Genomic DNA, 13,076 nt, shown 5'->3' on the forward strand with positions numbered 1-13,076 from the left:
CAGCCGCGCAAATACGCTCCGAATGGTCGACCGGCTCGACACCTATTGATACGCATTACTTATCAATAGGACTTTCGAGACCGGCCGATCGTGCCGCATGTTTCCGTAGCGCCTGGATCGAGCGACGTTTGCATCCCAGGCTTCTCCGCGACAAATGCGCGCACTTGCGACCGCATCCCCGCATGGACGGCCGCTTTGCGCCCCGCGCCAGCTCGCCGATGGCGCATTTGTCGCCACACACTCCGTGCTGCCGCTACAATGAGAACAGTTCTCATTTGTTGTAAGCAGGCAAGTCCCCATGCGTCTGACCGATCTGTCCAAAGGAGCGACCGCCCTCGTGGAGCGCGTCGAGGATGTCCATGCGCCCGACCCGATCGCGCAGCGCCTGCGCGATCTCGGCTTCGTGCCCGGCGAGCCCGTGCGCGTGGTGGCGCGCGCCCCCTGGGGCGCCGACCCGCTGCTCGTGCAGATCGGCTCGACCCGCTTCGCCCTGCGCCGCGCGGAAGCGCAGCGCGTGAGCGTGACGCTGGCCGCAAGCGAGGAGTCCGCCCGATGAGCCAGGCCCCCGTTACACCGCTGCGCGTTGCACTCGTCGGCAATCCCAATTGCGGCAAAACCGCCCTCTTCAATCTGCTGACCGGCGCGCGCCAGAAGGTGGCCAACTATGCGGGCGTGACCGTCGAGCGCAAGGAAGGCCGTTTCGCCACGCCCTCGGGCCGCAAGGTGCAACTGCTCGATCTGCCGGGCGCCTACAGTCTCGCATCGACGAGCCCCGACGAGCGCGTCACGCATGACGTGCTGCTCGGCCGCTATCCGGGCGAAGCCGCGCCGGACCTGATCGTCTGCGTGGCCGACGCGACGAATCTGCGCCTGCACCTGCGCTTCGTGCTCGAAGTGCAGCGCATGGGCCGCCGGATCGTGCTCGCGCTCAACATGATGGACGCCGCGAAGCGCCGCGGCATCGAAGTGAACGTGGCCGAACTCGCGCGACGGCTCGGCATGCCCGTGGTCGAAACCGTGGCCGTGCGGCGCAACGGCGCGCAGGCGCTGATCGAACTGATCGACCGCACGAGCGCGCCAGCGCCGCACACGGCCGCCACGCCCGCCACGCCCGCTGAGGCCGGCGACGATCTGCACGCCACCGTGCGCGACATTCTCGCGGGCGCGGTGACGATGCCGCGCGCCACCGACGCGCGCGACGACGCCATCGACCGCTTCGCGCTGCATCCCGTGCTCGGCCCGCTGATTCTCGCGTTTGTGATGTTTCTCGTGTTCCAGGCGGTGTACTCGCTCGGCAAGCCGCTCACCGACGCCATCGGCGACGGCTTCTCCTGGCTCGGCGCGCTGGCGGGCGCGGCGCTGCCCGACGGGCCGCTGCGCAGCCTCGTGACCGACGCGCTGTTCGGCGGCGTGGGCACGGTGCTGGGCTTTTTGCCCGAAATTCTGGTGCTGTTCTTCTTCATCCTCGTGCTGGAGGAGTCGGGCTATCTGCCGCGCGCGGCCTTTCTGCTCGACCGCATGATGGTGGCCGTGGGCCTCACGGGGCGCTCGTTCATTCCGCTGCTCTCCAGCTTCGCGTGCGCGATTCCCGGCGTGATGGGCACGCGCAGCATCTCCGACCCGCGCGACCGGCTCGCCACGATTCTCGTCGCGCCGCTCATGACCTGCTCGGCGCGGCTGCCGGTTTATGCGCTGCTGATCGGCGCGTTCATTCCGCACCGCCTGATCTTCGGCGTATTCAACCTGCAAGGGCTCGTGCTGTTCGCGCTCTATGCGGCGGGCATCGCGGGCGCGATGGCGGTGGGCTGGGTCATGAAGAAACTGCGCCGCGACCGCCGCGAGCATGCCCTGCTCATGGAACTGCCCTCGTACCGGCTGCCGCGCGCACGCGACGTCGCCATCGGCCTGTGGGAGCGCGGCGCGATCTTCCTCAAGCGCCTCACGGGCATCATCCTCGCGCTCACGGTGCTGATGTGGTTCATCTCCACGTTCCCCTCGCCGCCCGAAGGCGCGACGCTGCCCGCCATCGACTACTCGATCGCCGGCTACCTGGGCCGCGCGCTGCAATGGCCGTTCGCGCCGCTCGGCTTCAACTGGCAGATGAGCCTTTCGCTGATCCCCGCGTTCGCCGCGCGCGAAACGGCGGTGGCCGCGCTCGCCACCGTCTACGCGGTGGCGGGCGGCGACGGCGATATCGTCACGCTGGGCCAGACGCTCGCGCATAACTTCTCGCTGGCGAGCGCACTCTCGCTGATGGTGTGGTTCGCGTTCGCGCCGCAATGCATGTCCACGCTCGCCGTGATCCGCCGCGAAACGCGCTCGTGGCGCGCGGTCGTGGTCTCGTTCGGCTACATGTTCGTCGTGGCTTACGCGGCGTCCTTCGTCACCTATCAGATCGCGAGACACTTCGTATGAGCGCCGGACTCGTTGCGCAATATGCGGTGATCGCGCTGCTCGTTGCCGCGAGCCTGCTCTACACGGCACGCAAGCTCGCGCCCAAAACGGCCACGCGCGCGCAGGCCGCGCTCGCCGCCGCGCTGCTGCGCCCGCAACGCGGCGCGCTCGCGCAGCGGCTCGGACGCTTCGTGCAGCCCAAAGGCGCGACCGGCGATTGCGGCGACGGTTGTGGCACGTGCGGAACCTGCGGACCGTCGCCGACCTCCGACGAAGCTTCCGGCGCGCAACCCGTCACGTTTCATCCGCGACGCAAGTAACGCGCGGGCATCGGGCGCAAGAGACTGTCACGCGCCTTGCGCTACACTGCGGCGAGCGCCGTGCCCCGGCGCACCCGACAGCACACACGAACGAACCCGAACCCCTCGCACCGATGCACACCTTGCGTCTTTCTCCTCTCATGCGGTTGTCCCGGCTCACCGTAGCCGCCGCGGCGCTCGTTGCGCTCGCCACCACCGGCGCCTGCGTGCGCCTCTCCGCAGTCGACTCCGGCGGCCTGTGGAAAGTCGTGGGCGGTCAGTGCGTGCCCAACATGCGCGACAAGGGCCAGCCCGGCCCCTGCACCACCGTCGACTTCCAGAAGCGCTATGCCGTGCTCAAGGACATTGCGGGCCGCGCGCAATATCTCGTGATTCCGACCGACCGCGTGGAGGGCATCGAGAGCCCCGATATTCTCTACGGCGGCGCGCCCGAATACTGGGTCGGCGCGTGGGCGGCAGGACGCCATGTGGAGGCGAAGCTCGGCATGCCGCTCGCGGGCAACCAGCTCGGCCTCGAAATCAACTCCTCGCAGCGACGCACGCAGAATCAGCTGCACATTCACGTCGATTGCATGCGCACCGATATCACCCAGGCGCTCGCGCCGTACAGCACGATCGCGCCGGGCACCTGGCGCTGGACCACGCTCGACGGCTCACGCTACCGCGTGACGCGCGTGACGAGCCTCTCCGAGCGCAACAATCCGTTTCGCGTGGTGCAGCGCGATCTGGACCCGAAGCAGAGCATGGCCGTGCAGACGATACTCGTGACGGGCGCAGGCCCCGACGCGCAACGCGACGGCTGGCTCATCGTCAACAGCGGCCTCGACGTGGAAGGCGGCACGGGCACGGCGGAAGGCCTGCTCGACCATTCGTGCAGCCTCGCGAAAGCAACAAGTGCATCGCAGTAAGGACCCACGCGAGACTCAAGCCTCGCCGCCCTCGCGCGCCACGCTCACGAGCCAGCGGCGTATCACCTGCTCCTCTTCAGGCGTGAAGCCTTCGGCCATACGCGCTTCGAGCTTCTTCACGCGCGCGCGGCACTGCTTGAGGAGCGCCTGGCCCTCCTGCGTGACGTCGATCTGCTGAATGCGTCCGTGCACCGCGTGCGGCCGCCGCTCGATCGCGCCGCCGCGTTCGAGATTCGCGACGATCACGCTCACGGTTTGCGGCGTGAGCGCCGCGAGCCGCGCGAGATCAGCGCCCGAGATGCCGGGGTATGCCGCCAGCAGGGTCAGCACCACGAATTGCGGCGGCGTGATGCCGAGGTCGGCAAGCGCGCGCTCCATGCGCAGGCGGTGCGCCGCGCCCGCCTGACGCAGCAGATAGCCGAAGTAACCGGCCTCGCCGCGCTTGCCTTCGCCAACGTCAGGGATGACCGGCGCGCGATCATCCCCACTGCCGGTCGTGTCTTGCTTCGCCGTCTTGCGCATATTGTCAGAGTTCGAATATGATGTTCGTGCTCTGATATTACCGCCCAAACCTCGCGAGGTCCAGCCATGTCCAGCATTTCCCCCCGCATTGCCTATGAAACGTTCGTGCGCGACGCAGCGCCCGTCGTCGCCGCGCTCTCCGCCATGAGCCGGGCCGTCGACGCCTCCGGGCTCGAAAAGCCGCTTACCGAACTGCTGAAAATTCGCGCGTCGCAAATCAACGGCTGTGCGTTCTGCATCCAGTATCACCTCAACATCGCACGCGACAAGGCCGTGCCGCGCACGAAGCTCGATCTCGTGGCCGCGTGGCACGAGGCGCCGGCGTTTTTCAGCGAGCGCGAACGCGCGGCGCTGGCTTATACGGAAGCGCTGAGTGCGAAGCTCCACGAAGGCGTGAGCGATGCCCTCTATCAACAGGTGGCGCAGCAATTCCCCGGCGAACAGATGGCGTTCCTTACCGCCGCCGTGGCGAACATCAATGCGTGGAACCGTATTGCGGTGGCACTGCGTTTCGCGCCACCGGTGCGCGACGAGGCAAGTTGAGGAAAGGAAAGAAAAGCAATGGAAAGGATTCGGACCATTTTCTCTCCGATTCTTGCCTGAACCCTTTCCGCCAATTACAAAGCCACCACCCGGTGCGGGAGACGGCATAGGATTGCGCCGACTGAGGGGTCCGACCAGCCGCCTCGGTCGGAAATCGACCATATCGCACATTCACCGGGGGGTTTTTACATGTCGATAAGCGCGTTATCCAATTCGAATTCACTTTATTCCACCTGGGCGGCTTACCAGGCGAACAGCCAGAATTCGGGCAGCAACCTGATGTCCACGCCGCTGGCGTCGGATTCCTCATCGAACCAGGACAGCGTCAACCCGCTGGCCGCCGCTATTGCCTCGGCGCTCTCGTCGCTCGGCCTGAGCACGGACAGCAGCACGAGCACCGCAACGAGCACCACCGGCACGGACTCGACAGCGAGCAGCAGCGATTCGACGTCGAGCACGTCATCCACGTCGAGCGATACGCTGGCCGCCGCGCTTCAGCAATTCCTCGGTGCGCTGTTCCAGGCGGCCGCGCAGCAAAGCGGTTTCGCGGCAACGGGCACGACCGACAGCAGCGATAGCGGCACGGTGTCGGCGGCCACGTCCACGTCCGCCACCTCGGCCACGACGGCAAGCACCGCCAGCACTTCGTCATCCTCATCATCGAGCGATTCGAGCGACACGACCGACGCAAGCAGCACGGACAACACAGCAGCGATGATGCCGCCGCCTCCGCCGCCCATGCCGCCTTCGGCGGGCGGTTACGGCAACGATCTGGCATCGGCGATCTCGAACCTCGCGCAGTCGCTCACGTCGTCTTCGAGCAGCACGTCGTCCGATTCAAGCACGACGAGCAGCACGTCCAGCGGCAGCAGCACGGACAGCGAGCTGACCTCGGACTTCCAGAATCTGTTGACGGCCATGGGCGGCTCGTCGAGCAGTTCGACGAGCGACACGAACACCGAACTACAGCAGTTCCTCACGACGCTCGCGAGCAACCTGCAACAGCAAGGACACGGCGCCGCGAGCGGCCTGTTCGTGAGCACGACGGCCTGAACACGATCAGGTCTGCAAGCGCACGTTTCTCTAAGCGTTGGCCCGTTGGCTTCCTGGCCAATTTGCGCGCCGGCCTGCAAAGGCCAGGCGCGCTTTTTTTGCGTCAGCGCGTGTCAGGCGTGCGTGGCAGGAAAGGTCAGGCGCACGATCAGGCCGCCTTCAGGATGATTCTCGACATGACAGACGCCGCCGTTGTCGCGCGCAAGCCGGGCGACGATGGCAAGGCCAAGCCCGCAATGGCCTTCGCCGCCGCGCGCCGCGCTCAGTCGCACGAACGGCCGCATGGCGGCGGCGATGCGGTCCGCCTCGATGCCCGCGCCATGATCGCGCACGCGGATCACACACGCGCCATCTTCGATGGCGGTCGCGATCTCGACCGGCGGCGCGCCATATTCGAGCGCGTTTTCGACCAGGTTCGTCACGAGCCGGTCCAGCGCCACCTGCGGCAGCCTGAATGGCGAACCCGCGCGCAGATCGAGCACGAACAGCGGGCCGCCGCCGTCTTCGATCTCGTCGGGATTGCCGAACTGGCGCTGCAAGAAAGCATCGACTTCGATCAGGCGGTCCGCGTCGGGCGCCTGCTGCGCGAATTCCAGAAACTGCTGGACGATATGCGCGAGCGAATCGACGTCGCGCAACATGCCTTTGCGTTCAGTCTCGTCGTCCATGAGGCTCGCGCGCAGCTTCAGCCGCGTGAGCGGTGTGCGCAAATCGTGCGCGATGCCGCTCAGCATGACCACGCGATCGTCCTCGGCCTCGTTCACGCAGCGCATCATGTCGTTGAACGACGCGCTCACCTCGCGCAACTCGCGCGGGCCTTCGCCCACGAGCGGCGCGATGCGCTCGCCGGTGCCGAAGCGCCGCGCCGCCTGCGCAAGGCTCGCGAGCGGCTTCTGGATCTGCCATGCCGCGAGAAACGAGAGCGTGAGCGCCGCGACGAGCATCGAGATCGCCTCGATGACGAAACGCGGCGGCGGCGGAATGTCGACGGGCACGACGACCCACGAGGCACTGCCCGGAAAGCGCACCCAGAGCTGCGGCGGTCGCGCGTCGTCGACGGCGATCTGCGTGCCGGGTGGCAAGTGTTCACGTAGATGGTGCGTCAATTCGACGAGCGGCCGGCGCGTGGGCTCGTGCAGATGCACGTCCTTGGGCAGGTTCCACGCGGGCACGCGGCGCACGCGCAGCACTTCGCTCAGGTCGCCGTCCCTGGGCGGGTCGAGCGACTTGCCGAGATGCACGGCGGGGGGCAGGCCCACGCTGTCCGCCGGGTCCGTGTGGTCCTCGCTGGCCGCGCGCAGCGCGAGCAGGATGCCGCGCGCGAAGCCATCCACTTCATGGTGCGGGGGCTGCCGCGCGAGCAGCACGAACCAGCCCAGTTGCACGGCCATCAAGACGGCCGCCGAGAGCAGCGCCATGCGCCCGAACAGCGTATTCAGCGGACTCCTCACTGCACTGGCGCGCCGTGCGCCTCCGTGTAGGTGGCCGGGTCCGGCACGAACACATAGCCCTTGCCGCGCACCGTCTGGATGTGCAGCGGGTTCGACGGGTCGGCTTCGATCACGCGGCGCAGCCGCCAGATCGGCACGTCGAGGCTGCGCTCGTGGAAGGCCCGCTCGTCGCGATGGACGAGGTCGTGAATCAGCGTGCGTGAAAGCACCTTGTAGGGATGCGTGGCGAACACCTTCAGCAACGCGAATTCGCTTTCCCGCAGGGCGATATTCGTATCGCCGCACGACAGCGTGCGCATCGTGAAGTCGAGTTCGAATTCGCCGAACCGGTAGCGCCGGCGCGCCTCGGGCGCGCTCGCCGTCGAGGGCCCGCGCCGCCGCAGGATGTTCTGGATGCGCACGAGCAACTCGTGCGGGTCGAAGGGCTTGGGCAGATAATCGTCCGCACCCAGCGAAAGCCCGCGAATGCGGTCGCTCACCGAACCGCGCGCGGTGACGAAAATCACGGGAATGTCGTCGCCCGCCGCGCGCAAGGCGGCGATGGCTTCGAGACCGTCGGTCTCCGGCATCATGATGTCGAGCACCACGATGGACGGTCGTTCACGCTCCAGGCGGCGCTGGAGGTGGACGCCGTCGTGCAGCACGGCCGTATCGAAATTGTGCGAGCGCAGGAAGCGGCTCAGCAGGTCGCGCACGACGGGATCGTCGTCGACGATGAGGACGCTGGGATTCATGCCGGAATTTTAAAGCAGCGCGGCACCCGGAATCTTGCGCCTATTCTTACCATTCCTTTCCTGCGCCGCCACGATAAAAAGGGGAGAATCAAGGGGGCCGTCTATGCGTAGTTGAGTTGCCACGACACGCCGAAGCGGTCGCTCACCCACGTGAACAGCGTGCTAAAGCCGTAATTGCCGACCGGCATCAATTCCGCTCCGCCCTGCTTCAGGATCTCGCCGAGCCGTCCGACGTCGTCCTGCGAGTCGCATTCTACGAAAAACGAGAACGATGGCGTGAACGTGAAGGCGTGTTTCACTGGACTGTCGGTGCACATTACCGTTTGCTCGCCGATGCGAAAGCGCGCGAGCTTGATGGACCCTGCCGGCGCGTTGCCGCCTTCGCCGTAGCGCTCGATCTGCTCGATCGCGGCGCCTGGGAAAACGGAAAGATAGAACTCCAGCGCTTCGGCGCCGTCGCCCTGGAACATCAGGAACGGCAGTACGGTTGCGGGCATCGCGATAGTCTCCTGTGCAGAGGTCGAGTCGTCGCCGTACTGTATCCTGGTGCGAATGCGCTGCGCGGTTTCAACGACGCTTCGACCCGTTCACCTCAATCGTTCACCTCAACCACGCGCGCTAATGCGCGAGCCCGCGCGTCGCTTGCTCCGGTTGGTCGAGCAACGCACCGCACGCCCAGATGCCCAGTTGCGCGCCCGCCACGCGTTCGCGCAGCCACGCGTCGAACGTGTCGCGCAGTTCGGCATGGCGCAGCGCGAAGTCCACCGTCGCCTGCACATAACCGAGCTTGGTGCCGCAGTCGTAGCGCTTGCCCACGAACTCATAGGCCAGCACCTGCTCCTCCTTGCGCATGCAATGAATCGCAGGCGTCAGTTGAATCTCGCCATTCGCGTCGGGCTTCAGCTCGCGCAAATAATGGAAGATGCTCGGCATGAGCACGTAGCGCCCCGCCACGCCGAAACTGGAGGGAGCGAGCTCGGGCGACGGCTTTTCGATGATGCGGCTCACGCTGATGACTCTCTCGTCCCAGCGCCGTCCGTCGATCACGCCGTGGCTCAACGCGTCATATGATTCGAATTCCTCAACAGCCAGAACCGACGAATCGTAGTGGCTGAAGATATGCACCATTTGCGCGAGAACCGGCGGCTGCCCGTCGAGCAGATCGTCGGCGAGCACCACGGCAAACGGCTCGTCGCCAATCAGTTTCTCCGCGCACAGCACGGCATGGCCAAGCCCGAGCGGCTCGGCCTGCCGCACATAGACGCACTCGACTTCGGGCGGCTTGATGCCCTGCACGAGCTCGACAAGACTTTGCTTGCCTCTTGCCTTGAGCACGTGCTCGACCTCGTAGGACTTGTCGAAATGATCTTCGATCACGCGCTTGCCTCGGCCCGTGACGAAGATCAGTTCGGTAATGCCCGCGGCTATGGCTTCTTCAACAGCATATTGAATGAGCGGCTTGTCGATGACCGGCAGCATTTCCTTAGGGCTAGCCTTGGTTGCCGGCAGAAAATTCGTATCGATTCCCGCCACCGGGAACACAGCTTTACGAACACCAAGCATGATGACCTCACCTGTCGGGTAGAGGAGCGGTGCGATCAGGGAGCGATCGGGATCGGCATGGGCATGGGAATTGGCATTGGGATTTGTGTTCGTACCCCGCATCGTCCCCATGTGGTACGTGGGAATTCAGACCGTCGGCAGGGTTGCAGGTTTCGCCTAAACGTCTGCCAAATCGCCTGGCTACATGATGGCACTGTTTCTTCGTCGCGTGCGCGATTCGACGCCGCGCCGTGATTACATGGCATGTAATTGCCGGCCCGCGCGCTCGCGCCTACGCTTGGCCTGTCGCGTCGCCAAGCGGGCGGCGTTCAACGCCCAGGAGTCAGCATGTCCGCCTATCCCGCTCACACCATCGAATCCGCACCGGCCCAGTCGCAACCCGTGCTCCGGCAACTGCAACAGACGTTCGGCATGATTCCGAACATCGCGGCCAATCACGAACTACACCGGCAGCGTGACGCATCCGGCGCTCGAAGCCCAGTTCGAGACATTCGCCTGGCGCGCACGCGCGGCCTGAATCCGCTATCGTCACGCGCCTCAACGAGGAAAAACCGATGAACGCCACCCGTCCCGACCCAAAGGTGCCGCCAGGCGAGCTTGGCAGCTTGTTGCGCTACTGGCGCGACGTGCGTGGCGTGAGTCAGCTCGACCTGTCGCTCGAAGCCGGGATTTCGCAGCGGCAGATCAGCTTCATCGAAAGCGGGCGCAGCGTGCCGGGCCGCGATACGCTGCTCACGCTCGCCCAGGCGCTCGACGTGCCGCTGCGCGAGCGCAACGCGCTATTGCTCGCCGCGGGCTACGCGCCTGTGTATTCGGAAGTGCCGTGGAACGCGCAGGAAATGCACAGCGTCGTGCGCGGGCTCGAACGCGTGATCCGCCAGCACGAACCGTTTCCCGCGATCGTGATGGACCGCCACTGGAACGTGCTGATGACCAACGATGCGGCGCCGCGCTTGTTCGGCCACTTCGTCGACATGGCCGCGCGCGAGGGGAAGCGCAACATGCTGCACCTCATGTTCGATCCGCAGGGCATGCGCCCTTTCCTCGCCGACTGGGAAAGCGTGGCGCGCAGCCTGCTGCAACGCGTGTATCGCGAATCGGTCGGCGGCGTGATCGACGACGGCACCCGCTCGCTGCTCGACGAACTGCTTGCCTACCCCGGCGTACCGCGCGACTGGAGAGTCCACCACGGGCCGGGCGCTACGCCAACGATGCCCGTCATCCCGCTTGGCTTCGTTCACGAAGGCCAGGTGCTTCGCTATTTTTCAATGGTGACGAGCATCGGCACGCCGCAACATGTCGCCGCGCAGGAGTTGCGCCTCGAAAGCATGTTTCCCGCCGACGACGCGACCGAAGCGCGCCACCAGGCTTTGATGGCCGCGCACGCAAAGGCGCGCTGAGCCGCGAAAAAAAAAGCGCTCCGCCGAAACGGAGCGCCACAGGGTACGACTCTCACATCGTTCGCCGGCCACAGGGAGGCCGGTGAGAACTCATTGGGCCGCGCGATACAAGCGATTCAAGCAATCGAAGCGATACAAGCGCGCCCGGCGGATCAAGCCGCTTCGAGCACCAGCAACTGTGCGCCGTCCGCCACCTGGTCGCCCACGCCGTACAGCACTTCGGTGACCTTGCCGGCCGTCGGCGCGCCGATGGTGTGCTCCATCTTCATCGCCTCCATGACGATGAGCGGCGCGCCCTTCTCCACCACCGCACCCGGCTCCACCAGCACGGCGATCACCTTGCCGGGCATGGGCGCAGTCAGACGGCCTTCGCCATGTTCCACGTCGGCGGCGTGTGCGAGCAGGTTCTGCCATTCGAATGCCAGCGTGCTGCCAAGGCAAAACACATGGAACACGTCGCCGTCGATGAACACCCGGCCGGTCACCCGCGTGTCGCCAATGGTCGCGCCGTACGCGTCCGCACCCTGGCCGCGCCACCACGAGTAGCGCTCCGTGCGTCCGGCGCAGCCCAGCGTCTCGTTGCCGCCGTCGTGCGTGTGCGCGACCGCGAACGCGGTGTCGCTTTCCACGTCGCGCCACGCGAGCGACTGCGCGAAGCCGCTGTTCAACCGCCAGTGCGCAAGCGACTGCCACGGCGACGCACCTGTGCCCTTGCCGCCTTCGCGGCCGAGCAACGCCGCGCAAGCCAGCGCCAGGGCTTCGCGCACCGGCTTGTGCTTCGGCGCGAACAGCGCGTCGTGATGTCGCTCGATCAGGCCCGTATCGAGATCGGCGCTCGCAAACGGCTCGCAGGTCACGAGCCGGTGCAGGAACTCGACGTTCGTATGCGGCCCCACCACCTCGCATCCTTCGAGCGCGCGCTCCATGCGCGCGAGCGCTTCTTCGCGCGTCGCGCCGTGCACGATCAGCTTCGCGATCATGGGATCGTAGAACGGCGTGATGGTGTCGCCCTCGCGCACGCCGCTGTCGATGCGCACGCCCGCGCGCCGGCCCGCGTCGCCAAGGCTGAACTCGACACCCTCAGGCATGCGCAGATGCTTGAGCGTGCCCGTGGAGGGCAGGAAGCCGCGCGCCGGATTCTCCGCGTAGATGCGCGCTTCGAGCGCGTGCCCCGTGATGGCAAGCTGCGACTGTTCGAGGGGCAGCGGCTCACCCGCGGCCACGCGCAACTGCCACTCGACGAGATCGAGGCCCGTGACCATTTCCGTCACCGGGTGTTCGACCTGAAGGCGCGTGTTCATCTCCATGAAGTAGAAGTCCGCGCCCGTCATGATGAACTCGACGGTGCCCGCGCCCACGTATTGCACCGCGCGCGCAGCGGCCACTGCTGCCTCGCCCATGGCGCGGCGCACGTGGTCTTCGAGCCCCGGCGCGGGCGCTTCTTCCAGCACCTTCTGGTGACGCCGCTGCACCGAGCAGTCGCGGTCGAACAGGTAGACCGCGCCGCCGTGCTTGTCGGCGAACACCTGCACTTCCACGTGGCGCGGCCGCGTGAGGTACTTCTCGATCAGCACGCGGTCGTTGCCGAAGCTGCTGGCCGCCTCGCGCTTGCACGAGGCGAGCGCGGCCGCGAAATCTTCACTGCGCTCGACCACGCGCATGCCCTTGCCGCCGCCGCCCGCGCTCGCCTTGAGCAGCACGGGGTAGCCCATCGCGTCGGCTTCGCGCTGCAACAGCGCCGCGTCCTGGTCGTCGCCGTGGTAGCCCGGCACGAGCGGCACGGCCGCCGCGTGCATCAGCGCCTTGGCTGCCGCCTTCGAACCCATCGCCGCGATGGCGTCGACCGGCGGTCCGATGAACACGATACCGGCCGCTTCACAGGCATCGGCGAAGTCTTCGTTCTCCGAAAGAAATCCGTAGCCGGGGTGAATGGCTTGTGCGCCCGTGGCGCGCGCAGCCTCGATGATACGCTCGATGCGCAGATAACTTTGCGCGGCGGCCGCCTCGCCGATATGCACGGCTTCGTCGCAGGCGGCGACGTGCTTGGCGTTGGCGTCGGCGTCCGAATACACGGCCACGCTCTTCACGCCGAGCCGGCGGCAGGTGGCCGCGACCCGGCATGCAATTTCGCCCCGGTTGGCGATCAGGATCTTGTTGAACATGTGATGTCCTCGCTATATCGCTGCGG

13 protein-coding genes and 1 pseudogene are annotated in these 13,076 nt (G+C 66.3%); 8 read left to right on the forward strand and 6 right to left on the reverse strand.

The features are described from left to right. Positions 1 to 298: 298 nt before the first annotated feature. From C7402_RS25770 to C7402_RS25785, 4 genes are all read left to right on the forward strand, one after another. The gene (locus C7402_RS25770) at positions 299 to 556 is read left to right on the forward strand and encodes a FeoA family protein (protein WP_116612680.1); all 258 of its coding nucleotides are present in this window, start codon (positions 299 to 301) and stop codon (positions 554 to 556) included. After that, positions 553 to 2,415 (forward strand): ferrous iron transporter B, encoded by a 1,863-nt coding sequence (gene feoB, locus C7402_RS25775; protein WP_116612681.1) that lies wholly within the window; start codon positions 553 to 555, stop codon positions 2,413 to 2,415. Before C7402_RS25770 ends, feoB begins: the two co-directional genes overlap by 4 nt. After that, complete coding sequence (locus C7402_RS25780) at positions 2,412 to 2,714, forward strand: DUF6587 family protein (RefSeq protein ID WP_112170988.1); 303 nt, start codon at positions 2,412 to 2,414, stop codon at positions 2,712 to 2,714. The genes feoB and C7402_RS25780 overlap by 4 nt, the downstream gene beginning before the upstream one ends. Before the next feature lie 113 nt (positions 2,715 to 2,827). After that, entirely contained in the window at positions 2,828 to 3,622 is a 795-nt protein-coding gene (locus C7402_RS25785; protein WP_116612682.1) for a CDP-diacylglycerol diphosphatase, read from the forward strand. A 15-nt stretch (positions 3,623 to 3,637) separates the two neighbouring features. Here C7402_RS25785 and C7402_RS25790 read toward each other — a convergent pair whose 3' ends face one another. Next, positions 3,638 to 4,144: a MarR family winged helix-turn-helix transcriptional regulator gene (locus C7402_RS25790; RefSeq protein ID WP_112170986.1), complete on the reverse strand. Its 507-nt coding sequence runs from the start codon at positions 4,142 to 4,144 to the stop codon at positions 3,638 to 3,640. Between the two features lie 66 nt (positions 4,145 to 4,210). On the opposite strand from C7402_RS25790, the gene C7402_RS25800 reads away from it, so the two are divergent. Together C7402_RS25800 and C7402_RS46405 are read left to right on the forward strand one after the other, a co-directional pair. After that, positions 4,211 to 4,687 (forward strand): carboxymuconolactone decarboxylase family protein, encoded by a 477-nt coding sequence (locus C7402_RS25800; RefSeq protein ID WP_116612683.1) that lies wholly within the window; start codon positions 4,211 to 4,213, stop codon positions 4,685 to 4,687. A gap of 279 nt (positions 4,688 to 4,966) precedes the next feature. Next, positions 4,967 to 5,740, forward strand: coding sequence for a hypothetical protein (locus C7402_RS46405; RefSeq protein WP_133254556.1), 774 nt, complete (start codon positions 4,967 to 4,969; stop codon positions 5,738 to 5,740). A gap of 113 nt (positions 5,741 to 5,853) precedes the next feature. Here C7402_RS46405 and C7402_RS25815 read toward each other — a convergent pair whose 3' ends face one another. The 4 genes from C7402_RS25815 to galU all read right to left on the reverse strand — a co-directional run bounded on the left by C7402_RS25815 (position 5,854) and on the right by galU (position 9,488). Continuing rightward, the gene (locus C7402_RS25815) at positions 5,854 to 7,191 is read right to left on the reverse strand and encodes an ATP-binding protein (RefSeq protein WP_116612685.1); all 1,338 of its coding nucleotides are present in this window, start codon (positions 7,189 to 7,191) and stop codon (positions 5,854 to 5,856) included. Next, a complete protein-coding gene (locus C7402_RS25820; RefSeq protein WP_112170981.1) occupies positions 7,188 to 7,925 on the reverse strand; it encodes a response regulator in 738 nt (245 codons plus the stop codon). Before C7402_RS25820 ends, C7402_RS25815 begins: the two co-directional genes overlap by 4 nt. A 101-nt stretch (positions 7,926 to 8,026) precedes the next feature. Further along, positions 8,027 to 8,422, reverse strand: coding sequence for a VOC family protein (locus C7402_RS25825; protein ID WP_116612686.1), 396 nt, complete (start codon positions 8,420 to 8,422; stop codon positions 8,027 to 8,029). Between the two features lie 121 nt (positions 8,423 to 8,543). After that, positions 8,544 to 9,488 (reverse strand): UTP--glucose-1-phosphate uridylyltransferase GalU, encoded by a 945-nt coding sequence (gene galU / locus C7402_RS25830; RefSeq protein ID WP_116612687.1) that lies wholly within the window; start codon positions 9,486 to 9,488, stop codon positions 8,544 to 8,546. 327 nt (positions 9,489 to 9,815) lie between these two features. Here galU and C7402_RS25835 point away from each other — a divergent pair. Together C7402_RS25835 and C7402_RS25840 are read left to right on the forward strand one after the other, a co-directional pair. Continuing rightward, positions 9,816 to 9,920: pseudogene (locus tag C7402_RS25835) on the forward strand (carboxymuconolactone decarboxylase family protein); the annotation flags it as partial. A 122-nt stretch (positions 9,921 to 10,042) separates the two neighbouring features. Further along, the gene (locus C7402_RS25840) at positions 10,043 to 10,888 is read left to right on the forward strand and encodes a helix-turn-helix domain-containing protein (RefSeq protein WP_116612688.1); all 846 of its coding nucleotides are present in this window, start codon (positions 10,043 to 10,045) and stop codon (positions 10,886 to 10,888) included. A gap of 152 nt (positions 10,889 to 11,040) precedes the next feature. Here C7402_RS25840 and C7402_RS25845 read toward each other — a convergent pair whose 3' ends face one another. Continuing rightward, on the reverse strand, positions 11,041 to 13,050 hold the full coding sequence (locus C7402_RS25845) for an acetyl/propionyl/methylcrotonyl-CoA carboxylase subunit alpha (protein ID WP_116612689.1): 2,010 nt from the start codon (positions 13,048 to 13,050) through the stop codon (positions 11,041 to 11,043). Between the last annotated feature and the right edge of the window lie 26 nt (positions 13,051 to 13,076).

Origin of the sequence: Paraburkholderia unamae (assembly GCF_003096875.1) — a bacterium.
In the GTDB taxonomy this organism is placed as follows: domain Bacteria; phylum Pseudomonadota; class Gammaproteobacteria; order Burkholderiales; family Burkholderiaceae; genus Paraburkholderia; species Paraburkholderia unamae.